The sequence below is a fragment of the Pseudarthrobacter sp. C4D7 genome, assembly GCF_013359725.1.
In the GTDB taxonomy this organism is placed as follows: Bacteria; Actinomycetota; Actinomycetes; order Actinomycetales; family Micrococcaceae; genus Arthrobacter.
Genome location: NZ_JABFMW010000007.1, coordinates 21,626 through 43,727, shown reverse-complemented (window position 1 = coordinate 43,727; position 22,102 = coordinate 21,626). Strand labels below are relative to the sequence as shown.

Here is a 22,102-nt window from a genome sequence, read left to right as displayed (position 1 = left end):
GAACTACTTTCGTGGAAAGGGGGCGGGGGAGCGGGCAGGCCGCCTATCCCTTGGTGGCGCCGGAGGTGATTCCGCGGATCATGGACCGCTGCAGGAAGAGGTACACCAGCAGGCTCGGAATCATTGCCATCAGGGCGCCGGCCAGCAGCACGCCGGGGCCCACCGTGGTGTCATTGCGCAGCACCGAGAGGGCAACAGTGAGGGTGTAGTCGCTGGGATCGTTGGCGGCGATGAGAGGCAGCAGGTACTGGTCCCACACCATCATGAAGCCGAAGATGCCAATGACGCCCAGGGCCGGTTTGCAGAGCGGAAGGATGATCGTGAACAGCATCCTGAATTCGCCCACGCCGTCCAGCCGGGCGGCTTCTTCAATCTCACCCGGGATCTCCTTCATGAATTCGCTCATGATGAAGATGGAGAAGCCCCAGATGCCGACGGGAAGGATGACGGCCAGGACGGAGCCGCGCAGGCTGATGCCCAGCAGCGGCAGGTCTCCAAGGACCAGGGACAGCGGGATGCCGATGATCTCTTCCGGCAGCATCATGGTCATCAGCACCAGCAGAAGCACCAGGGCCTGTCCGCGGAACTTCTTCCGGCTCAGGCTGTAGGCGGCGAAAACGGAAACCGTCATCTGCAGCAGGAGCCCGCCGCCTGCCACCACCAGGGAGTTGAGCAGGTAGCCCCACAACCCTTGTTCCGTGGCGGCCTCGAAGTTCCGCAATGTGAAGCTCTTTGGCAGCAGTGAAATGTCGGTGGGGCTGGAGTTCCGGTCGAAGGCGCCGGAAATAATGGCCAGGAAAGGCAGGGCAAAAATACAGAAGACAAGCACGCAGAGCACAATCCGCAGGACCATGTTCGGACCCAGCCGGGGGGACCAGCCAAGGGCGGTGTCGAATCGTGCTCCTACTGACGGTTTGGCCGGGCGTGTCCTGGTGCGGGATACCGTGTGGGTCATCGTGCTGCCTTCCTCTTGGCCAGGAGTTGGGTGCCGACGGTCAGCAGCAGGGTGACCACCAGCAGGAGGACGGCGGCCGCGGAGGCTACGCCGATGTCGTTGCGCTGGAAGCCCAGGGAGTACATCCGTGTCATCCAGACTTCTGTGGACCCCGCCGGGCCGCCACCGGTCAGGACGTAGACCTCCGTGAAGCTGCGCAGGCTGCGGATGGCGGCGAGCGTCAGGACTATCACCAGGGAAGGCCGCAGCGCCGGCAGGGTGATGTAGCGCAAACGCTGCCAGATGGTGGCGCCATCAACTCCCGCCGATTCATACAGGGAGCGGTCCACACCGGTGAGGCCGGCGAGGATGATCACCATGTTGTACGGCGCCCCCGACCAGATTCCGACGACGGCGATGGACCAGAGGGCGGTGTCCGTTCCGTTGAGGAACTGCAGCGGGCCCAGGCCGAGCCAGCCGAGGATGCTGTTCAACGGTCCGTCTGCCGTGGGGAAGTACAGGATCCGCCAGATTTCGCCCACGACGGCCAGTGCCGTGACGACCGGCAGGAAGATGGTGGTGCGAAGGATCCACAGCGACCGGGCCTGGCCTTCCAGGAGCAGGGCAAGCGCGAAGCCCACCACCAGTGCGCCGAGCGTTTGGGTGAGGCCCAGGATCACCGTGTGGCCCAATGCTTCCATGAAGCGGACATCTGTCAGGACGGCCAAATAGTTGTCCAGGCCCACGAAGACGTCACCCAGGAACGGCTGCACCTTGAAGAAGCTCAGCCTGATCCCCTCCACCATGGGGATGAACTTGAAGTACACCCCCAGCAGGGCCGCCGGGATAAGGAACAGCCAGATGGCAAGAAGCTGGCTGTTGTTGCGGCGCGCTTTGCGTTGTTGAACAGGGCCGCCGGGCCTCGGCGGCGCCTGGGTGTTGGCCGGTTTTGTCGGAGTTGCGGTCATGACTTCGCGTTCTGGCTTGCCAGTTCGTTGTTGATGGCGGTGTCGAGGTCTTTGAGGCCGGAGGCGACGTTGTCGGTACCGCAGTCCGAGACGATCTTGTTCAGTGCTTCGGCAGCAGCCTGTTTGATCGGCACGAAGTTGATGGCCGAGGGGAAGGACTTGGAGGAATTCTTGAGGGCGGCCTGGACCACGGACCAGCGGGGATCGTTGTAGACAGCGGCGGCGTCGACCTTGGAGTTCACGGGAACCCGGACGATTGGCTGCTTCCCTGCCGTCATGCCGGCCTTCTGTCCATCTGCCGAGACCAGGTAATCGATGACCTGCTTGGTCTGGTCCTTTTTGCCGTTGGTGGCCGTGACGTAGATGTTTTCCCCCTCGGCGAGGACAGTGTTGTCCTTGGTGCCCTTGGGGGTTGGAATGACTTCGTACTTGTCCTTGCCCAGCGACGTATCAAAGGAAGAGAAGTTGTACGGGCCGGTGAGGATGATGCCGGTTTTGCCCGTCTGGAAGAACGGGGACGCTACGCTGGTGGCGGCCGTGAGGGCGCCCGGCTGGGTGTTGCCTGGAGTGCAGAACTGCTGTTTGATCCAGGTGACGCCCTGCTGTGCGCCGGAAGCGGCGGCAGAGTACTTTCCGTTCCCTTCGTCCTTGAGGTAGGAGCCGCCGTCCTGCCACAGGTAGGACGAGGCCCACCAGCCCAGGTATCCGCGTTCGGTGGAGCCGGGGACGGTCATGCCGTAAGTGTCGGCCTGTCCGTTGCCGTCGGGATCCTGGGTGGCGAAGGCGGTTGCAAGCTTGGCCAGTTCCTCCTGGGTGGTGGGCACGGGCAGGCCGAGCTTTTCGCGCCAGTCCTTGCGGATTAAGGTCACCATGGTCTGCCGGGAGAACGGGACGCCGTAGGTCGCGCCGTCCAGGCCCACTGTCTCCTTCCAGAGGGAGTCGGCGATGGTGTCGTTGCCTGCCACGGAAGACTTGTCGATCTTCTGCAGGTAGCCCTGCGCAGTGTAGTTGCCCAGGGCAGCGGAGTCGTTGATGACGAGGTCCGGCAGTTTCTTGGAAGCTGCCCGGGTCTGCAGCTGCTGGTCCAGGTCGGGGACGCCCTGGAAGTTGACCTGCACGCCCGTCTTGGCGGTGAACTCCTTGAACAAAGCCGAATACGTGGTGGCGGCGTCGGTGCCCGCGCGTGCCCATACCTCGATGGGCTGCCCGTCATCCTTGGCCGCCGGGGCCGAAGAGCCACCCCCGCAGCCGGTCAGCACGGCTGCAGCCGCCAGGGCCATGGCCGCCGCGGTGCAGGAGCGCGTCTTGATTTTCGAATCCACTTTGATTCTCCCTTTTATATATGTGAATGGCTGTTACGATATGAAACGTACTTCATGAGAGTATGATCGTCATCACACGCTGTCAATATCAGGAGGAAACGTGTCCGCAGCATCCAAGCCCGTCACCGTTGCCGTCACCGGGGGTGCCGGCATGATGGCAACGCTGCTCCGGCCGTACCTCGCGGAAGCCGGATACGCCGTTCGATTGCTGGACCTGGTGGCGCCCGGCCGGCTGGACACCAGCGAAGCCGTATACGTCGGATCGGTCACTGACAGCGAGTTCATGGACCACGCCCTCGCCGGCGCCGACGCGGTGATCCACCTCGGCGGCCTCCACCGGGAAAAGACCTGGGCGGAACTGGTGTCCACCAACATCACCGGCACCCAGGTGACCCTGGAAGCGGCCCGTCGCAACGGCGTCGGGCGTGTCCTGCTGGCCAGCTCGACGCACGCCGTGGGGTTCCACCCCACGCACGCCGCGTCGTCTGCCCGCGTGCTGGCGCCGCGCCCGGACACCTATTACGGGGTGAGCAAGGCGGCGATGGAGGCGCTGGGCAGCCTCTATGCCGACAAGTACGGCATGAAGGTGGTCAGCGCCCGGATCGGGACCGGCGGTGAACGGCCGGAAAACTCCAGGACCCTCGGCTCCTGGCTGTCGCCGGCGGACTCATTCCGCCTGGTCCAGGCGACGCTGAGCGACGCGGGGGCGCCCGGCCACCATGTGGTGTGGGCCGTGTCAGCGAATACCCGCGGCTGGGCCAACCTGGAGGCCGGGCGGGCCATTGGCTTCGAGCCCCAGGACGATGCTGAAGCGTACGCTGCCGGGGTGGACACCGGGGTTGAGAACGCACACGCAGGGCTGCTGGGCGGTGCCTGGACCGCGCCAGGCCATAGGGTGGGAATGGACAACTATCCGCACCTGGGGGCGAAGTGACGGGCAGCAGGTGGCGGTTGTGGCGACAGGGGGAGCAGTAATGACATCGACTGACGTGCAGGCCGGCACCCCTGTGGAAGCTCCGGGCGGCGAGGTCAAGCTGGTCAAGTCCGCGGAACGGACCATAGCGATCCTGGAACTTGTGGCCGCTGCTCCCCAGCCGCTGACCGCGACGGAAATTTTCAAGCTCACCGGGTACCCGCGCTCCAGCCTGCACTGGCTGCTGTTGACGCTGGCGGAACTCAACTGGATTGAGCAGACCCCGGAGGGCGCCTACAGGATCGGTACCCACGCATTGCTGTGCGGAACAGCCTATCTGGACCGGGACCCGGTGATGGAGCACGTCACCGGGATCCTGGAGAAGGTCCGCAACACGACCACGTTCACAACGCACTTCGCGCGCCTGGACCGCTCCGACGTCATCTACCTCGCCACGCGCCAGGCGGTGGACCGGCGGAGGCTCTCTTCGCGTGTTGGCCGGAAACTGCCGGCGCAGGTGACGGCGCTGGGCAAGGCCATCCTGTCCGAATACACGGACGGGGAGGTGCTGCAGCGGCTGGGCCCTGGACCGTATTCCAGCCTGACGCCCAATACCGTGGCCGATTTTGATGCGCTGCAGGCCGAGCTCGCGGAGTTCCGCAAAACCGGCTACGCCGTGGAATGGGAACAGAACACGGTGGGCCTCTGCTGTGTCAGTGTGGTGGTGCCGTACCGGATTCCGGGAACCGATGCGATGAGCTGTTCCATTCCTGTGGAGCTGGCCACAGCGGAAACCCTCACGAAAACGGTGGCTACCCTGCAGTCCGCGGCGGCTGAACTGGCGCGGACGCTGCGCGCGGCCGGGATCCGCTAAGGGAGGCGGCCGGAGCTTCCGGCCGCGCCGGTGGGCGCACGCGCGGTTCCGGTAGGATGCGAATCCCACCGACGACAGAAAGATGCCGTGAAGCAGAGTATTTTCGCCCGTGTTGCCCAGCTCGCAAAAGCAAACCTGAACGCCCGCCTGGACTCCACCGAGGACCCGCAGAAAATGCTGGACCAGATGATCCGGGACTACTCCGGGAACATCCGCGAAGCCGAGGCCGCCGCCGCGCAGACCATCGGCAACCTCCGGATGGCCGAAGATGACTACAACCGGGCGCTGAACGACGCGGCCGCATGGGGCAACAAGGCCGCGGCAGCCTCACGCAAGGCAGACGAGTTCCGCGCCGCCGGCAATGCTGTGGACGCCGGGAAGTTCGACGCCCTGGCCCGGCTCGCCATAGCCCGGCAGCTGGACTCGGAATCGACGGCCCGCTCCCAGGCCCCGGCCCTGGCAGCACAGAACCAGGTTGTCGGTCAGCTGAAGAACGGCCTGGAGGTGATGCGGGGCAAGCTCGCGGAACTGACCGCAAAACGCAACGAACTGGTGGGCCGCGCCCGCATCGTGGCAACCCAGTCCCAGGTCAACGACGCCCTCCAAGCCCTGGGTAACGGAGACCCAACCTCCGCCGTCGGCCGCTACGAGGAAGAGGTCCGCCGAGCGGAAGCAACCGTGCGCGGGCAGCAGGAGCTGGCCGCGTCCTCGCTGGAGGCGCAGTTCGCCTCGCTGGAAGACCTTGGCGAACAGACGGAAGTGGAAGCACGGCTTGCGGCACTCAAAGCCTTCGACCGCAAGGGCACCGGCTCCCACGGCGGACGCCTGGAGCCGTAGCTGCGGGTCCGCTCTGCCCCTAGGATGGCGCCATGAGGAAGTGGGGCGGGATGCATCCCGCGCTCCGGGCCGCCCTGATAGGCGCAGTTGCCTTCGCCGTGATCCTGGCGGCCGGCCTGATGGCCGGAGGAAGTGCCGAAGACGCCATTGCAAACTCCGTGTTCTACGGGCTGATGATCGGTGGCGCGGTGTTCTTCATGACAAAGCGTTTCCCCACTGCCGCAGTGAAGCTTGATCAGCACGGCACCCTGGTGATCTTCCTGCGGCTGGCCGATGCGCCGCCGGGCTCGCTCAACGGCAACTGGCAAATGGGAATCGCCGGCCCCGGCCCCCAACGGATTGACTTCCAGCCGATCGTGGACGACGCGCTCACTCCCGGCGGCCGGAGCAGGGCATTCGGCGGGCTGGCGGCCCTGGACATCCCGGTGCGGAAGGCCAACCGCCACGACAATCACCAGGACGTACCCCTGGACTTCCTGATCCTTGCCCTGGACTCGGACCACGGCACCATTGAGATCGCAGCCGGTCCGGACTCCCTGCGCAGAATCAGGCGCGCCGTGGGATCGCCGTCCCCGTAACCTGTGGCTGCCGGAGGTGCGGCATCACAGACCGGGGGGAGTGCAGACGTGCCCGTCGGGGTCCATGGGGTACCCGCAGAGCGGGCACAGGGGGCGGCCGGCGCCCACCACTTCACGAGTGCGTTTGGTGAAGGCCCGGGCGGTGCCCACGGGCATCCGCACCAGCAGCATCTCCGGCGCCTCCGCGCCGTCCCCGGAAAACCCTTCGTCTTCCGGATCGGTGTCGGAATCGCCGATGGGGTAGGCCTCTATGACCACCTGGGCCGTCGCGGGATCCCACCCAAGGCCCATGGCACCGGTGCGGAACTGTTCCTGGACCGACTCAAGCGGATCGTTGTCCACCAACTCGATGGGAGTGCTGGTGGGAACGCTGAAGGGATTGCCCTCGATGGTGATGAGCTGGTCCAGGATCTCGTCGATTTTTTCGGCGAGCAGGGACGACTGCTGCTTCTCCAGGGCAATACTCACAAGCTGCGCGCCTGCGCGTACCTGCAGGTAGAACGTGCGCGCCCCCGGAGCGCCGATGGTACCGATGACCACCCGGTCAGGCCAGGCAAACTCGTGGACAAGTGTAGGCATGTCAGTATTTTAGGCGACATCGGGGTGGCGGTGGGGCTGCCCTGCCGCGGAGCACATGAACCTTTTACGTGTCCCGGTCCTTGGCGTAGAGAACAAGGAGATCGCGGCTGAACTCATGCGGAGATGTCTCGCACGGGCTGTGGCCGCCCCGGTAGACCCCCAGCCTGGCCCCGATGGCCTGGGCGAATAGCCGGTGCAGGCGGAGCGGCCAGAGGTCGTGTTCACCCACTGCCACGAACTTGGGAAGCGGCGCATCCGCCAGGGCGGCCCGGAGGTCGGGAACGTTCTGCATCAGGGTGTAGATATCCCTGACGGAGGCCCGGCGGGTGAAACGGAAGCGGTAGTTGACGAACCGCTGCCGGCCCGGCGGAACATGCGCCACCCTGCCGCTCCGGATTCCCCAGATCAGCAAAGCTGCCCCCGCACGCCCGTTCACCCACGTGCTGAACCGGCCAATCCGGCTTACGCCACGGAAGCTTTGGCCGGGTTCCGGCGGGCAGCCCAGCAACGTGATGGACCGGAACAGTTGCGGCCGCTGAACGTAGGCCATCTGGGCAATGATGCCGGCAAAAGAGTAGGCCACAACGTGGGCCGGAGTGGTTGTGGATTCCAGGGCCGCCAGGAAATCATCCACGAACAGCTGGTAGTCGTAGTGCCGCCTGGGCGGTACCAGATTCTCCGGGCCGGCACCGGCGGACTGGTACTGGCCCGCCAAATCGTAGGTCAGGGCGTAGTAGCCGGCCTCGGCGAGATCCGGCATCATGAGCGAGAAATCCTCTTTCGACCCTGTTGCGCCGGGCACCAGCACGACGCCCGGATCAGCCGGATTGCCCAACGCCATGGCGGCCAGCGTCCCGCTGGGAACATCAATGCCGAACCGTACGGCGCCCGGGGGCGGAACCGACCAGTCGACGTCGCCCAGTCCGGCATCCAGCAGCGCGGCCGCGTCCACCCGCGCAGAGCCGAACTCCTCGGGGTCAACCCCGTATTCTTTCCGGCCCGGCTCCGCCATGGTCCAAAGATAGTCCAGGAACGCCTACATCTGGCCGCCATCGAGGATCCGCTGTGCATCTTCCTGCGCCCGGAGCGCCAGGTCCTGGACCACCTCGCCGTTCAAGTGGCCTGCCGCGGAGCTGATGCGGCGAAGCTCAGTAATGGTCAAAGGCGGACTGGTGGTGTGCGCCACGGCGTGGCAGTTGTGGCAGAGCGGGATGAGGTCGGCAATAGGGTCCAGCTGGTAGCTGTCGTCAAGCAATGCCGGGGGAGTCAGATGGTGGACGCCCATGACGCCGGAACCCGCCCCGCCGTAGGCGGCCTCGAACGAGAACCCGCAGGAGGCGCACGATGTGCCATGGAACGCCAGGCAGGCCCGGCGCGCGTCGGGATCGCGTTCGTACCGGTTCACGTGGACGGTGCTGACGGCATCCGGCGGGAAGGTGCCGCCCAATACCTCGCCGGGACCCGCGGTGGAGGGCCCATGGGCGTCCCACAGCCGGCGCAGGCCAGGCCCGGACGACGGCGGGAGGGGCACCAGGGCCGGCCCCGTCACCTTGGCCAGCAGATCACCGGAAAGGGTTCCGCCCAGGGTGCCGGGACGGATTTGTTCGCCGGGCGGCAGCAGTCCATCCAGCGTCAGTGCGAAGAACCAGTCAGTGGAGCCGGGATCCGGATCCGCGCCTTGGAAAGGCCCGGAGGCCACAAACCCGTGACCGATCAGGCCGCTGGCGGCATCGGTGCTGCCGGACAGGAAAAGCCAGGCCTCGGTCCCGGGGCAGACATCAGGGCGAAGGAACGTTTGCCAGCGGTCCAGGAAGGTTCCGGTCCGTGCCACCTGTTCGACGGCGGCGCGGTAGTTCCAGCGACGCAGCGCCGTGGCGTCGCAGCCAAGAATTACAGCCGCCATTGTCCACCGAAACCCGCCACGCGCCGTCGGTCATCCCGTTCAGGCAAAGCGGTTAGATCGGTTCCTTGGCGAGCGCCTTGGTTTTTGCGGGTGTCTCGCGCCCCAGGCGTTCATCCAGCGTGACGCGCAACCGGGCGGCAGCAACCTGGACGCGGTGCTCGGCCGGGGTGGCTTTCTTCTTGGCAGGCTGTGCAGCGCTGTTCCGTGGAGTGTGGACAAACCGGTGCTCAGGCGACGTTGCGCTCATGGTCCAACCTCCTGGGTGCTGTCTTCATCCGTTAATCCATTCTCGCCTAAGTTGCGGCGGCCGTCCACGACGTCGGCCTCCTGACCGGAGCCCGGGTCGGTCTCGTAGCCGTTCTCATCGCCGGACACGCTCTTCCAGGCAATGTCGAACAGTTCGAGCTCCTCAGTGCGTGCCAGTTCGCTCCTGGCCAGTACTTCCAGCGTGGCCAGCCCCAGCGCCTTGGTTCCCTCATCAGGGTCGAGCGCCCGGTCCAGCGCCCACTGGGTGCGGCGCCACCACTCTGCCCGGCTGTCCGCCGCGGTCTTCTGCTGCAGGGCGTTGGCGTCAGCCTCGCGCTTCTGGTCCAGTGCTGTCTTGTCAGCAGCGGTGCGCTGCTTGAGGGTACGCCAGTTGATGTAAAAGGCCAGCAGTGCGGCGACGAGGACCGCCAGGGGTCCCAGTCCGGCCAGGATCACCCACCACTCCGCCGGTCCGGAGTGGACCACGACGTCCAGGGTGCCGGGGGTGGGAGCTGGGGTCATCGCACCAGCTTAGGCCGCGGGGACGGGCGTCAGCAGCATCAGGCCCCGTGCCGTGAAATGAGGACCGGTCCACGCGCGTGGTGCAGAACCGCGTGCGCGGTGGAACCCATGGTTTCCCTGAGGATGCCGTGGCCCTGGGAGCCCACCACAACCATCCGGGCTTCCCCGCCGGCCTCAAGGATGGCGTGCGGGACCGAGCTGTCCGTGAGCACTGAACCGTCAACACGGACAGTGGGCGCCGCGGCCGCTGCCCGCTCCAGGGCCGAGCCCAGGATGCTCCGTGCGTCCGCATCAGCGTCCTGTCCGTCCGGAAGCCGATACCCGGCGGGCTGATGCCGGACATGGACCACCTTGAGGGGTGCACCCCATGCTGCTGCCAGTGCGCATGCATCATCGAGCGCGGCCGGGGAACCAGTGGAATCAACAGCCACCACCACTGGTCCGTCCGGGTGGTGTTCCTGCCGGATCACGGCAACGGGGCAGGTGGCGGTGGCTGCCAGTTCAAGGCTCACCGAGCCCACCAGGAGGCCCAGGAAACCACCCAGCCCGCGGCTGCCCACAACCAGCATCCGTTCCCGGTCGGCAATCCCGGCCAGCAACTGCGCAGGGAGGCCATGAAGGAGCGTGCTCGTGATCCCAAGCCCAGGTACCTCCGCGGCGGCCAGCGCTACACCCTCCTCAAGAATGGATTTGGCGGACTGTTCCAGGCCACTGCCTGAAACGCCAGGAATGGGGCCAAGGTGCCGGGTCAGCAGCGGCCACATCGACGCGTGGACCACATGAAGGGAGGCGCCGGCGCTGTGAGCATGGCGCGCCGCCCAGCGGACGGCAGCAGCCGCTTCCTCCGATCCGTCAAAACCAACAACAATGGACCCGGAATCGTGCACCACGTCTCTGCGCTCCTGACCACCACGAAGTTCGCCGGCGGGACCTTCGGCCCTTTGGCCGTGCCGCCTAATGGTTTCATGCTGATTTTAAGCATTGGGGAGGGATATGGGCAGCATGGTGCGCCGGATGACCGCAGCACTGTTTGCTCTTGCTGCGTTGCTGGTGGGGGCAGCGGCCCCGGGCGCCGCTGTGGCACCGGCAGCGGTCATTGTGGAGGACACGGCAGGGGTGCTGGACCGGAACACCCTGGTACCCGCGGTGGAAGGGATCCAGTTCCATGAGCCCACCCGCGTGGCCGTCTATACGTACAACGGCGCAGCGGAGGACAACCTCAACGAAGAGGTCCTGAAGTTCGCACGGTCCAGGCATCCGGAGTGGATCAGTCCGGACGGGCAAAAATGGGCCGACGGTCTTTTTATCTTCGCGCTCGATCCCGTGGGCCGGCATGTTGGGACGTATATGGGCGAGGACCGGAAGGTATCGCTTGAGCAGCGCAGCGCCATTCAGGACGCCGCAAAGGACCTGTTCCGCGACGCCCAGTGGACGGAGGGCACCCTGGCCGGCATCCGCCGCGGCGCAGAGCTCATCAACCAGCCCTGGTACCAGTCCGCGGCTTTCCTGGTTACCGCATGGGTGACTGCGGGGATTGCTGCCTTGGGTGCAGCGGCATGGCTGGTTGTCCGGGCAGTGACCAGGACAGGTTGCCGGAAGCAGATTGAACGCGGAGACCGTAGTTACTCCAGCGTCAGCATGGACCTGGAGGTGACGGAACTCAATGCCGGCACCATCCCTGAATCGTCGCGCTACGGCAGCCAGGTGCTGGCGAAACACCGCACCTTCCTCAGCAGGTATGCCCTTGCGACAGAGCTGTCCAACCAGGTGCACGCACTGGACAAACGAGGCCTGGCCAGCAGGAAGAACCTCAAGCTTGCCCGGAAGTTTGCCGACACCGCGGCCGAGCTGGATGCCCTGGATGACGTCATTGCGGACAGCAACGCGCTGCTGAACCGTGCCGAAACCTGGCCCACGGCCTGGGACCGCCAGCTGGCCCCCTTCCGCAAGGACCTGGCCGGGCTGGAGCAGCTCCTGGCCAAACGCCACGGGCAGGGGGACTCGGCAACGGCCGCGGCGCTCCGGTTCTTCCGCGACCAAAACCAGCAGGAGATCGAACGCTGGACCGCTGAGCTTGCCGACCGGCGGATCACCGCGGAAGAGGCCCTGGACCGGCTCTACGCGGCGCGTTCGAAGCTCTCGGAACTGCTGGAGAACCATGCCGAGACGGTCATCCAGGGATTCGCCCGCAACGACCGTGAGGCCCGGATGATGCGTGAGCGAATGGAGACGGCGGAAGGCGGCACGGACCACCGCAGGCAGCGGACCTATGAACCGAGCATCCTGGGCACGGTGTACCCCTCCTACACATTCTTTTCCGTGGCCACGTTCAACACCGGCTTCAATACTGCGGTTACCAGCGTCAATTCCGCCCGGGGCGGAGGCAGCACCACAGGATACGGCAGCAGCGGTGGCAGCTTTTCCGGTTCCGGCAGCTCCTCAGGATTCTAGGGCAGAGGGCACCCACCCTCCTGGGAACACAAAAAGTGGGGCCCGCTCTTGGACGCGCCCCACTCGTCGGGATCAGTGTGCCGGGACGGTGGGTTCCGCCGTCGGCCTTGTAGTGAACGGCGGCCCCACCCGGGCTACGCTGCCCCCAGGGCGTTGAGCCTGCGGGTCCCGCCACGGACTGCATAACGCGGGTGCGGTGGAGCAGGGCGGCGGTTTGGTGGCGGGGTTGCGACGTCCTGGATCAGGCCGGTGCCTGCGCATTCACGGACCTCCTCGATGGCGGCGGCTGCCGCATGCTTGTCCGTGAACTGTCCGGACACCGCCAGCACGTGGCCGTCGGGCATCACAAGCCGGAAACGAATCTGTGCATCATCGTCGACAAACAGTTCGAACGTACCTGCCATAAGCCTTGTTCTCCTCAAATCGTCCTGCCTCCTGGAGAGGCTGGATGCCCTGCCGGGTTCCGGCACGGCACAACCAGGACGCACCACCTCGTCGTGGTGCGCCTTCCGACCTAACCCACCTTCCCAGAGGCTCCTGCCCGGCTTTAGGGCCCAAGGTCCCGGATCGGATCCGGCGGGGGAGGCAGCGCGGCTGCGCGCGACAAACGGATCAAGGCAATTCCCGTGGCGATGAACCATACCCACAGCAGAACGCCGTAACCCCAGTAGACATCGGGAGCCGCGTACCGAAGGATCTCGCTGGCCACTCCTACGGATCCGGTGGCGCAGCCCAGCCATCCCAGGTGCCGGGGGAGAGCCGCCCCGCCAGCGCTGAGCATGGCCAGGCCCATCAGGAGGATCCCCAGGGCGGAGAGGACACCGGCGATCGCTGGGGTGTTGTTCTCGGCGATGATGGCTTCCGCGGCGGTGGCGTACGTGCTGCGTTCCTCATCCGTGGCGGCTGCTGCATAGCGGTCGCTGAGGTAGACAAGGGTGAGGGACCCCCGGCTGCTGACCGGGACGGCGAGCAGCAACGCCCACGGCAGCGCACCGAAGACCAGAGCTATCAGCGGCAGGCTCTTCCCGTGACCCACGAGTGCGACGAACAGCGCTGTAAAAACAAGCACCGGCAGGATGTTCGGCAGGATCCACAGGATCTGCTCGGCCACGTAGCCGGCCTTGTTCAACGCTATGAACTTGAGGGTGGCTGTTCCGCCATGAACGGGCGGGGGAGCCATGAAGTCGAGTACCAGGGCAGTGATCAGCAGAAAGACAAACAGGATGGACGACGCTCCCGCCACGAGGTAGAGCGGCCCCCAGCCCTGCCTAACCCGCATGGTCCCGGCCTCAGGCGACCGGCCAGACCACCCTGGTCTGCCAGGTGGCTGGATCCGGCTGCTGTTCCGGATCCGTGAGGTAGTACTCCCACATGGCCTCGGCAGGGGAGGCGCCATCGGCTTCAATGCTCTTCCGAATGGCATCGTAGGTGGCGCCCAGGGTGTCGTATGGATGGCTTCGAAGGCATCTGTGTCGGGAAGCGTGCTGCTGGCCACCTCGCCGGTGCTGTGGAAATCACCGGCAACCGGGAACCCTGCCTCGACGTCCACCGTTTCGCCCGGCGTGCCGTGGTACAGCGCGAACGGAGGTCCTGCGGGGCTGGCGCCCTGCATCTGGACCGCTGCCATCACGGCACCGAACGCCCGGCCGAAGAAGCTGGTCAGTGCGTCCATGGGAACGCGTTCGCGGACCACGGCAACGGGTTGTTCGGTGATGTGGATCTTCTGCGGCTGCTGGCCGTTTTCAGTCATGGCATCAGCCTTCCCAGCCGGACAGCAGCGGGACAGGGTCACAGGACTCTAAATCACTGCCTTCCTCAGCCGGCGGAGTCATACGCCTCCCGCATCCAGCCCAGGACTTCGGAGTCGAGCTGGGTGCCGTCTGCGAGCTCGAGGTGATGCATCCAAATCCCGGCAGCGGGGTGGACAATCTGCTTGAAGCGCGGAGAGCCCAGATTCCTGGGCAGGGCGAGGGACAGCACCAGCGGAACCGTGGATTTCACGTACAGATCCGGCCGCCAGCAGTAGGCGTACCCGCGGTGCCGGGGGAAGGAGATCTGGCTTTTACTGACCCTGGTTTCATGCGGACCCACCCCGGCTGCCATCCGTTCCACCGTCCGGTAAAGCTCCAAGGCATTGGGTGCGCCAGCAAAGTACCGTTCCACTGTCCACGGCGCGGAATTCATGGCACGCTCCGGGTCTGGGTTCATTCGAGGGTGGCTGTCAACTCTGTCCCGTTGCAGCTGCCCACGGCAGTGCCAAAGGTCACCCCTGGATGGGCGGGGCCAAATGCCCTACCCCCGGCGGCGGCATCAGGGTAGGTTCGGCTGCATGCGCTCTGACCGTTGCCGTCCTTTGTCGAAGTGTCCCGGATGAGGAAGCAGGCTGCCCCTCCTTCGGCTGCCGGCGGCCCGGGCAGCATTGACGCCGGGGAGGCCGCCGGTTCGCCGCTGCAGAAAGTCCGGGGTTTCCTCAGCCGGTATCCCATCGTTGCCCTGACCTTCCTGGTGCTGCTGGCCACCCTGGTGCTGCTGCAGCTGAACCTGGAACTCCAGGTCCGCTTGCTGGCGTCAGCCTACGCGGCCATCGTCGTGGCGGTACGTGCGGCCGGTATGGTCAGATCGTTGCGCCAAGGACGCTGGGGGATCGACCTCCTGGCCCTGATGGCGATCGCCAGCACTGTGGTGGTGGGAGAGTACCTCGCCGCCCTGGTGGTCATCCTGATGCTTACGGGCGGCGAAGCGCTGGAAAACTTTGCCCAGGGGCGTGCCGCCCGCGAACTCCGGTCCCTGCTGGACCGGGCTCCGCGCTTCGCCCACCGTGAAGGTACCGGTGCTGTCCTCGAGGACACCCCGATCGGCGAGGTATCTCCGGGAGATGTCCTGGTGGTCCGGCCTTCGGAGCTTGTCCCGGTTGACGGCGAACTCCTGTCAGATTCAGCCACCCTGGATGAATCGTCGCTTACTGGAGAAAGCCTCCCGGTCGAACGCACCAGGGGACAAACGCTGCTGAGCGGCGCAGTGAACGGCACGGCGGCCATCCGCATGCGGGCATCAGCCACAGCGGCCGATTCCCAGTACAGCCGGATCATCGCCTTGGTGGAGGAAGCATCCAACAGCCGGGCTCCGGTGGTCCGCCTCGCCGACCGCTACGCCGTTCCCTTCACCATCCTGGCCCTGGCCATGGCCGGGACAGCCTGGTTCCTGTCCGGCGAGCCGCTCCGCTTCGCCCAGGTCCTGGTGGTGGCCACGCCGTGCCCGCTCCTCATCGCCGCCCCGGTGGCCTTCCTGGCCGGTACCAGCCAGGCAGCCCACAAGGGCATCATCATCAAGAACACCCGGACGCTGGAACAGCTGGCAAAGGCACAAACCGCCGTGTTCGACAAGACCGGCACACTCACTTCCGGGCGCCCTGTGCTGGACGGAATCCAGGTGGCACCCGGCTATGGCGAAAACCTGGGCAGCCGGCGGATCCTGCAGCTGGCCGCCTCCGCCGAGCAATACTCCTCGCATGTGCTGGCGGGATCGGTGATTGAAGCCGCCAAGGCTGCCGGCCTTGGACTCCTGACCGTGCAGCACGCCACGGAAAATGCCACCCACGGCGTGGAAGCCGTCTGTGACGGCCAGACCGTGGTGGTGGGCAAAGCGGGACTGGTCCGAAGCACGGCCACCGGGTTCCGGGAGGCTGCCGTCCACAGCGGCCAGCTGGCAGTCCACGTGGCGGTGGATGGCCAGTATGCCGGAGCGCTGATCATGAAGGATCCGCTGCGCGGCAATGCCGTGGATACCCTGGCCCGCCTGAAGATCCTGGGCGTACGGAACACCATGCTGCTTACCGGTGACGCCCACGCTACGGCCGCGCACATCGCCGAGGAAGCGGGAATCGGCCACGTGCAGGCCGAATGCCTTCCGGAGGACAAGGTCAACACCGTTGCCGGCATCCTTGAACGGCCCGTCCTGATGGTGGGTGACGGTGTCAACGATGCTCCCGTCCTTGCCGCGGCGGACGTGGGAATCGCCATGGGCGCCAAGGGTGCCACTGCGGCAAGCGAGTCCGCCGACGTCGTGGTCATGCTCGACGACGTCTCCAAAGTTGCGCAGGCCGTGGCCATTGGAAAGCGAACGGTAGCGGTGGCCCTGGTGAGTATCCGGACAGGAATAGGACTCAGCCTGGTACTGATGGCCATCGCCATGACGGGCTACATCCCGGCTGTCGCCGGCGCGCTCCTGCAGGAGCTGGTGGACCTGGCCACCATCCTGAACGGCCTGAGGGCACTGCACAGCGGGGAACGGAAAGACAAAGCGGACCGGCAGCCGGCTGTCCGGCGTGGACCGGCCGGCATCAGCTGAACCTGACCCTCCAGCTGATCCGGCCGGCACGCGCCGGGCCCGCGTGACCTTTGGCCCTTCCCGCCCTACTGCACAGCCGGGATCGTGGTGTCCATGAACGCAGAAACAGGGGCCAAGCCCGTCATCGTGGGCGTGGACGGATCCGAATACTCCTCCGCAGCTCTCCGCTACGCGGGCACGTTGGCGGCCCGGCTGGGCACGCACCTTGAAGTCATCTCCTGCGTGGGAATGCCGGACTACCTGGTGATGTCCCGCCTGGAGGGGGCGGACCGGCAATTCACCGCCAGGCTGGAGGATGCTGCAGGGCGGCTGGTTGAAGACGCCCTCGGCCGGGCCTTCTCCGGGGAACGGCCCGAAAACATCAGCGTCACCATCAAATTCGGTCCGCCGGCGAAGGTGCTGGTCGAAGAGAGCCGGCGGGCGCAGATGCTGGTGGTTGGACGCCACGGTGAAGGCGGGCGGCTGAAAACGGCCATGGGGTCCGTCAGCAAGGCCTGCGCCGCCCATTCGCATTGTCCGGTGCTCCTGGTAGGGCAGGAGGCGGACGCTGTGTGAGGGCCGCGGAGGGCCTGAGCTCTGAACAGGCTGCGCAGCTCCTGAAGGAGGCGGGCCCCAACCAGCTACCCACGGAGAAACCCGTTTCCCAGTTGCGGAAGCTCTGGGGGGAGATGACGCACTTCTTCGCCCTCATGCTGTGGTGCGCCGCCGGGTTGGCCTTCATCGCAGACATGCCGCAGCTCGCCGTGGCGATCATCGTCGTCGTCCTTGTCAACGGGGTGTTCGCCCATATCCAGCAGGAACGCGCCCAGCACGCCGCCGCGAAGCTGCGCAGCCTGCTGCCCGCCGACGTGGTGGTGAAGCGGGACGGAAGGATATGCAAGGTCCACGCGAGCGCGTTGGTGGTGGGGGACGTGGTGCTCCTCGCCGCCGGCGACCGCGTACCGGCGGACGTGCGGCTCCTGACGGCCTCGGCCTGTGCGGTGGACGAATCAATGCTGACCGGCGAAAGCGAGCCGGTCCTGAAAGACCCGGGGACCCAGGCCTGGGGCGGCACCTTCCTGGTCAACGGCTATGCGGAGGCGGCAGTCTCCGCAACCGGCGCCGGGACCAGGCTGGCCGGGATCGCAGCCCTCACCAGCGGAGCGGTTCCGCCCCCCACGCCGCTGTCCCTGGAACTGCGGCGCATTGTCCGCGTCACGGCGGGCATGGCCCTTGGCATCGCTGCCGTCTTCTTCCTGGCCTCCCTGCTGGTGGGCTTCCAATGGCGCGATTCATTCCTGTTCTCCATCGGCGTGGCCGTGGCACTGGTACCGGAAGGACTCCTGCCCACCGTCACGCTGTCCCTGGCCATGGGCGCCCAACGCATGGCCGCACGCAACGGACTGGTCCGCAATCTGGAGGCCGTGGAAACCCTCGGCTCAACCACCTTCATCTGCACCGACAAGACCGGAACCCTGACGCAGAACCGGATGAACGCCGTCGAAGTCTTCACGCCGGACGGCACGATCTATGTGACAGGCGAAGGCTACGCCCCGGAGGCGCACATCGAGGGCCGCGGCGTGGAAAAGGCAGCACAGGCGGCGCTCGCCGCCCGCTCGGCGTCCCAAGGCCGTGCCGAACTGCACGACGGGCAATGGCGTGCCCAGGGCGACCCGATGGAAGCCGCCATGGACGTCCTGGCCCGCAGGCTAACGTGAACGCTCTCCGGTCCCGCGCCGTCCCGGCGGCTGCCCTTCGACCCGGAACGGCGCAGGGAGTCTGCCATCGTTGGCCCGGACCTCTTCTGCAAGGGAGCCCCAGAAACCGTCCTTCCCGTGTGCGGACCGGTGCCGGGAGAGGTCACGGACCAGGTGGAAGTGATGGCAGGACGCGGCCTGCGCGTCATTGCCGTGGCCCGGCGGCGGCTGGGCGAAACCCCCGGTACCTGGCAGAGTGCCCCTGCATCCGGGCTCGAAACCGGCCTGGAGTTCCTGGGCCTGATCGGGCTGCAGGACCCGCCCCGGCCCGACGTCGGAGACGTCATCCGCACCGCGCGGACAGCGGGGTTGAGGGTGGCCATGATCACCGGCGACCATCCGGCCACCGCCGCCGCGATCGCCCGGCAGATTGGCCTGACGGGAACGCCGGAATACGTGCTGGAAGGCGCTGACCTGCCGGAAGACGAACAGCTGCTCGGAGCCCTCCTTGACCGGGACGGCGTGGTGGTCAGCAGGGTCTCACCCGAGCAAAAGCTTCGCGTCGCCAAGGCCCTGCAGTCCCGCGGGCACGTGGTGGCCATGACCGGCGACGGCGTCAACGACGGCCCCGCCCTGCGCGAAGCGGACATCGGCGTGGCCATGGGCCTGGGCGGAACTGACGTGGCGCGCGAGGCCGCGGACCTGGTTCTCCTCGATGACCACTTCGGCACCATAGTGGCCGCCATCGAACAAGGCAGGGCAACCTACGCCAACATCCACCGGTTCCTCACCTACCACCTCACGGACAACGTGGCCGAACTGACCCCCTTCGTGATCTGGGCGCTCTCCGGCGGCCACTTTCCGCTGGCCCTCGGGGTCCTCCAGATCCTTGCCCTGGACATCGGTACCGACCTGCTGCCGGCACTCGCCCTGGGTGCCGAGCCGCCGGGGAAACGGGTGCTTTCCCGTCCGCCCGAACGCAGGCACCTGATGGACCGGCGCCTGATCATCAGGGTGTTCTGCATCCTGGGCCCGGTTGAAGCGGCCGTCGAAATGGCGGTGTTCTCCGCTGTGCTGGCCGGTGGCGGCTGGACCCGGGGGCAGGACCCACACACGGCCCTGCTGATGGCCGCCTCCGGGGCCGCCTTCACCGCAGTCGTCCTGGGACAGCTGGCCAACGCGTTCGCCTGCCGGAGCGCAACGGTGCCCCCGTGGAAACTGGGCTGGGGAACGAACCGGCTCCTGGTGTGGGCCGTGCTGGCAGAGGCGGCCATCCTGGCGGCGTGCCTTTACCTGCCGTCCCTTGCCGCGCTGCTGGGGCAGTCCCCGCCGCCCCCGGAAGGGCTTCTCCTCGCCCTCCTCGCAGCCCCGGCGGTCCTGCTTGCGGACTGGATCCACAAATCCGTCCGGGGGAACCTGCGCCGCACCTAGGCGCCGGGCGCCGGGACCAAAGACTCTGACTGCCCCAACAGCGCCGGGCAAGAATCGAGCCATGAGTGCCGCCGCAGAATCCGCCGCTACTGCCACGAACGTCATATGGATCGAGGAGACCGGGATCGCGGACATCGCCTCCGTAGGCGGGAAGAACGCCTCCCTCGGGGAGCTCAGCCGCGCACTGGCGTCCGCCGGCGTCAGGGTTCCTGAGGGCTTTGCCACCACCGCTTCCGCCTACCGGGCCTTCCTGGCCGCCAACAACCTGGAACCCCGGATCCGTCAACACCTCGAGGACCAGCGCACCGGGCGCTCCACCCTTCGCCAGGCCGGAGCGGCGATCCGCGAGTTGTTCCTGCAGGCCACGTTCCCCGCAGACATCGCGGACGGGATCCAGGAGCACTACCGGGACCTGTGCCGGCGCGCCGGACAGCCGCAGGCCGCCGTCGCTGTCCGCAGCAGCGCCACCGCCGAAGATCTTCCGGACGCCAGCTTCGCCGGCCAGCAGGAAACGTTCCTGAATGTGGCAGGAGAACGCGGCGTCCTGGAGGCATGCCGCCGCTGCTATGCGTCGCTGTTCACGGACCGGGCCATCAGCTACCGCGAAGTGAAAGGCTATGACCACCTGGACGTTGCCCTGTCCGTGGGGGTGCAGCGGATGGTCCGTTCGGACCTCGGTGCCTCCGGGGTGATGTTCTCCATCGACACCGAATCAGGTTTCCCCGGCGTGGTGGTCATCAGTGCTGCCTGGGGGCTGGGGGAGACCGTGGTCCAGGGAACCATCAACCCGGACAAGTACCAGGTGTTCAAGCCGCTTCTGGCGGACCAGCGCTTCAGCCCGGTGATTGAGCGGGAAGTGGGCGCAAAGGAACGCAAGATGGTCTACAGCCAGGGCGGGGACGCCCGGACCCGGACCGTCGACACCACGGAGCGGGAACGGAGCTCCCTGGTGCTGGCTGATCCGGAAGTGGTGCAGCTGGCCCGGTGGGCAGTGGCGGTGGAGGACCATTACGGGCGGCCGATGGACATGGAGTGGGCCAGGGACGGCGTCACCGGAGAACTTTTCATGGTCCAGGCCCGGCCCGAAACCGTCCAGGCGCGGCGCAGCACATCCACCTTCAGGACTTACCACCTGGCCCGGCCGGGGCAGGTCCTGGTGACCGGCGCCGCCATTGGGGACTCCATCGCCCGCGGTACGGCATGCGTGGTCCGGGATGCCAAGGACATCGAGTCCTTCGTTGATGGTTCAGTGTTGGTGACGCGGATGACCGATCCGGACTGGGTGCCCGTGATGAAGCGGGCGGCGGGCATCATCACCGATCATGGCGGCCCCACCAGCCACGCTGCGATCGTCAGCCGGGAATTGGGGGTGCCCGCCGTCGTCGGGACCCGCAACGCCACCGACGTGCTTTCCGACGGCGTCCAGGTCACCCTGTCCTGTGCTGAAGGGGAGGAGGGCCGCGTCTATCAGGGCCTGCTGGACTTCTCCGTCGAGGAAGTGGACATGACGGCACTTCCGGCCACCCGGACGGCCGTGATGATCAACATCGCCAGCCCGGCGGCCGCCTTCAAATGGTGGCGGCTGCCCGCGGCCGGCGTGGGCCTGGCCCGGATGGAGTTCATCATCAACAACCTGGTCCGCGTCCACCCCATGGCACTGGTCCATCCGGAGCTGGTGACGGACCCGGCGGAGGCGGCCCTGATCCGGCAGCTCACCAGCGGCTACGCGGACCCGAAGGAATACTTTATCGACGTGCTCGCCACGGGGATCGCCAAGATCGCCGCTCCGTTTTATCCCAGGCCGGTGATCGTCCGGCTGAGCGACTTCAAGAGCGACGAATACAGCCACCTGGTTGGTGGCAGTGCTTTCGAACGGCAGGAGGAAAACCCCATGCTGGGCTTCCGCGGGGCCTCGCGCTACTACAGCAGCCGTTACCGGGAAGGGTTCGCCCTGGAATGTGCGGCACTCAAACGCGTACGGGAACAGGCAGGGTTCGGCAACGTCATTGTGATGGTTCCTTTCTGCCGTACGGTGCGGGAGGCGGACCAGGTCATCCAGGTCATGGCGGAGCACGGGCTGGTTCGCGGTGCGGCGGGACTGCAGGTGTACATGATGTGCGAGATCCCCGCCAACGTGGTCCTGGCCGGGGAGTTCGCCACGCGCTTTGACGGCTTCTCCATCGGCTCCAACGACCTCACCCAGCTGGTGCTTGGCGTTGACCGGGACTCCGAGGAACTCGCGGGCTTGTTCGATGAGCGGGACCCGGCGGTGATGGCCATGATTTCGCAGGCAATCAGCAAGGCCCACGCTGCCGGCATTAAGATCGGCATCTGCGGGCAGGGGCCCAGCAACCATCCGGACCTGGCGGAGTTCCTGGTCAGCCAGGGGATCGATTCGGTGTCCCTGAACCCTGATACGTACGTCAGGACGCTGCCCGTGATCGCGGCGGCGGAGGCGGCCACCGCCAAGGGCCAGGACGCCGGCAGCCCCGCCACCTGAAAATGCCTGGCACCCCGGCGG

The 22,102-nt window shown here is 66.4% G+C and carries 20 protein-coding genes and 1 pseudogene; 9 read left to right on the top strand and 12 right to left on the bottom strand.

Translation table 11 applies throughout. The features are described from left to right. Window positions 1–43 precede the first annotated feature (43 nt). From HNO81_RS07330 to HNO81_RS07320, 3 genes are read right to left on the bottom strand one after another with little or no spacing between them, the layout of a single operon-like run. Window positions 44–955 (bottom strand): carbohydrate ABC transporter permease, encoded by a 912-nt coding sequence (locus tag HNO81_RS07330; protein WP_175317470.1) that lies wholly within the window; start codon window positions 953–955, stop codon window positions 44–46. Then, on the bottom strand, window positions 952–1,902 hold the full coding sequence (locus tag HNO81_RS07325; RefSeq protein ID WP_175317469.1) for a carbohydrate ABC transporter permease: 951 nt from the start codon (window positions 1,900–1,902) through the stop codon (window positions 952–954). The genes HNO81_RS07330 and HNO81_RS07325 overlap by 4 nt, the downstream gene beginning before the upstream one ends. Next, window positions 1,899–3,224, bottom strand: a complete 1,326-nt coding sequence (locus HNO81_RS07320; RefSeq protein WP_175317468.1) for an extracellular solute-binding protein — start codon at window positions 3,222–3,224, stop codon at window positions 1,899–1,901. The genes HNO81_RS07325 and HNO81_RS07320 overlap by 4 nt, the downstream gene beginning before the upstream one ends. 100 nt (window positions 3,225–3,324) lie before the next feature. On the opposite strand from HNO81_RS07320, the gene HNO81_RS07315 reads away from it, so the two are divergent. The 4 genes from HNO81_RS07315 to HNO81_RS07300 all read left to right on the top strand — a co-directional run bounded on the left by HNO81_RS07315 (window position 3,325) and on the right by HNO81_RS07300 (window position 6,426). After that, the gene (locus HNO81_RS07315) at window positions 3,325–4,158 is read left to right on the top strand and encodes an NAD(P)-dependent oxidoreductase (protein ID WP_175317467.1); all 834 of its coding nucleotides are present in this window, start codon (window positions 3,325–3,327) and stop codon (window positions 4,156–4,158) included. Window positions 4,159–4,198: 40 nt separating this feature from the next. Further along, window positions 4,199–5,011: an IclR family transcriptional regulator gene (locus tag HNO81_RS07310; RefSeq protein ID WP_175317466.1), complete on the top strand. Its 813-nt coding sequence runs from the start codon at window positions 4,199–4,201 to the stop codon at window positions 5,009–5,011. Between the two features lie 87 nt (window positions 5,012–5,098). Further along, the gene (locus tag HNO81_RS07305; protein WP_175317465.1) at window positions 5,099–5,848 is read left to right on the top strand and encodes a PspA/IM30 family protein; all 750 of its coding nucleotides are present in this window, start codon (window positions 5,099–5,101) and stop codon (window positions 5,846–5,848) included. Between the two features lie 32 nt (window positions 5,849–5,880). Further along, the gene (locus HNO81_RS07300; protein ID WP_175317464.1) at window positions 5,881–6,426 is read left to right on the top strand and encodes a hypothetical protein; all 546 of its coding nucleotides are present in this window, start codon (window positions 5,881–5,883) and stop codon (window positions 6,424–6,426) included. A gap of 24 nt (window positions 6,427–6,450) precedes the next feature. Here the strand turns inward: HNO81_RS07300 and HNO81_RS07295 are convergent, their stop codons facing one another. The 6 genes from HNO81_RS07295 to HNO81_RS07270 form a co-directional block, all read right to left on the bottom strand. Next, window positions 6,451–7,005: a DUF3090 domain-containing protein gene (locus HNO81_RS07295; RefSeq protein WP_175317463.1), complete on the bottom strand. Its 555-nt coding sequence runs from the start codon at window positions 7,003–7,005 to the stop codon at window positions 6,451–6,453. A 64-nt stretch (window positions 7,006–7,069) separates the two neighbouring features. Then, window positions 7,070–8,017: an alpha/beta fold hydrolase gene (locus HNO81_RS07290; protein ID WP_175317462.1), complete on the bottom strand. Its 948-nt coding sequence runs from the start codon at window positions 8,015–8,017 to the stop codon at window positions 7,070–7,072. A gap of 24 nt (window positions 8,018–8,041) precedes the next feature. Beyond that, window positions 8,042–8,908, bottom strand: coding sequence for a restriction endonuclease (locus tag HNO81_RS07285; RefSeq protein WP_175317461.1), 867 nt, complete (start codon window positions 8,906–8,908; stop codon window positions 8,042–8,044). 52 nt (window positions 8,909–8,960) lie between these two features. Beyond that, window positions 8,961–9,155, bottom strand: coding sequence for a hypothetical protein (locus HNO81_RS07280; protein WP_175317460.1), 195 nt, complete (start codon window positions 9,153–9,155; stop codon window positions 8,961–8,963). Then, entirely contained in the window at window positions 9,152–9,676 is a 525-nt protein-coding gene (locus HNO81_RS07275) for a hypothetical protein (RefSeq protein WP_175317459.1), read from the bottom strand. Before HNO81_RS07275 ends, HNO81_RS07280 begins: the two co-directional genes overlap by 4 nt. Window positions 9,677–9,714: 38 nt before the next feature. Further along, the gene (locus tag HNO81_RS07270; protein WP_371818189.1) at window positions 9,715–10,566 is read right to left on the bottom strand and encodes a universal stress protein; all 852 of its coding nucleotides are present in this window, start codon (window positions 10,564–10,566) and stop codon (window positions 9,715–9,717) included. A 103-nt stretch (window positions 10,567–10,669) separates the two neighbouring features. Here HNO81_RS07270 and HNO81_RS07265 point away from each other — a divergent pair, with 103 nt between their 5' ends. Continuing rightward, window positions 10,670–12,127, top strand: a complete 1,458-nt coding sequence (locus HNO81_RS07265; protein ID WP_175317458.1) for a DUF5129 domain-containing protein — start codon at window positions 10,670–10,672, stop codon at window positions 12,125–12,127. A 134-nt stretch (window positions 12,128–12,261) separates the two neighbouring features. Here the strand turns inward: HNO81_RS07265 and HNO81_RS07260 are convergent, their stop codons facing one another. From HNO81_RS07260 to HNO81_RS07245, 3 genes are all read right to left on the bottom strand, one after another. Continuing rightward, window positions 12,262–12,531 (bottom strand): DUF1508 domain-containing protein, encoded by a 270-nt coding sequence (locus tag HNO81_RS07260; protein ID WP_175317457.1) that lies wholly within the window; start codon window positions 12,529–12,531, stop codon window positions 12,262–12,264. 143 nt (window positions 12,532–12,674) lie between these two features. Next, window positions 12,675–13,877 carry a DUF4386 family protein gene (locus HNO81_RS20395; RefSeq protein ID WP_371818188.1) on the bottom strand — a complete coding sequence of 401 codons (1,203 nt, stop codon included), beginning with the start codon at window positions 13,875–13,877 and terminating at the stop codon, window positions 12,675–12,677. 65 nt (window positions 13,878–13,942) lie between these two features. Then, on the bottom strand, window positions 13,943–14,335 hold the full coding sequence (locus HNO81_RS07245; protein WP_254703356.1) for a DUF5655 domain-containing protein: 393 nt from the start codon (window positions 14,333–14,335) through the stop codon (window positions 13,943–13,945). Window positions 14,336–14,497: 162 nt separating this feature from the next. Between HNO81_RS07245 and HNO81_RS07240 the strand changes: the two genes are divergently transcribed. The 4 genes and pseudogenes from HNO81_RS07240 (at window position 14,498) to ppsA (ending at window position 22,081) form a co-directional block, all read left to right on the top strand. Continuing rightward, entirely contained in the window at window positions 14,498–16,474 is a 1,977-nt protein-coding gene (locus HNO81_RS07240; RefSeq protein WP_175317455.1) for a heavy metal translocating P-type ATPase, read from the top strand. A 93-nt stretch (window positions 16,475–16,567) separates the two neighbouring features. Next, on the top strand, window positions 16,568–17,029 hold the full coding sequence (locus tag HNO81_RS07235; protein WP_175317454.1) for a universal stress protein: 462 nt from the start codon (window positions 16,568–16,570) through the stop codon (window positions 17,027–17,029). Next, window positions 17,026–19,581 (top strand): annotated as a pseudogene (locus HNO81_RS07230) (cation-translocating P-type ATPase). Before HNO81_RS07235 ends, HNO81_RS07230 begins: the two are co-directional and overlap by 4 nt. Window positions 19,582–19,642: 61 nt before the next feature. Beyond that, window positions 19,643–22,081 (top strand): phosphoenolpyruvate synthase, encoded by a 2,439-nt coding sequence (ppsA, locus tag HNO81_RS07225; RefSeq protein ID WP_175317453.1) that lies wholly within the window; start codon window positions 19,643–19,645, stop codon window positions 22,079–22,081. Window positions 22,082–22,102: the final 21 nt, after the last annotated feature.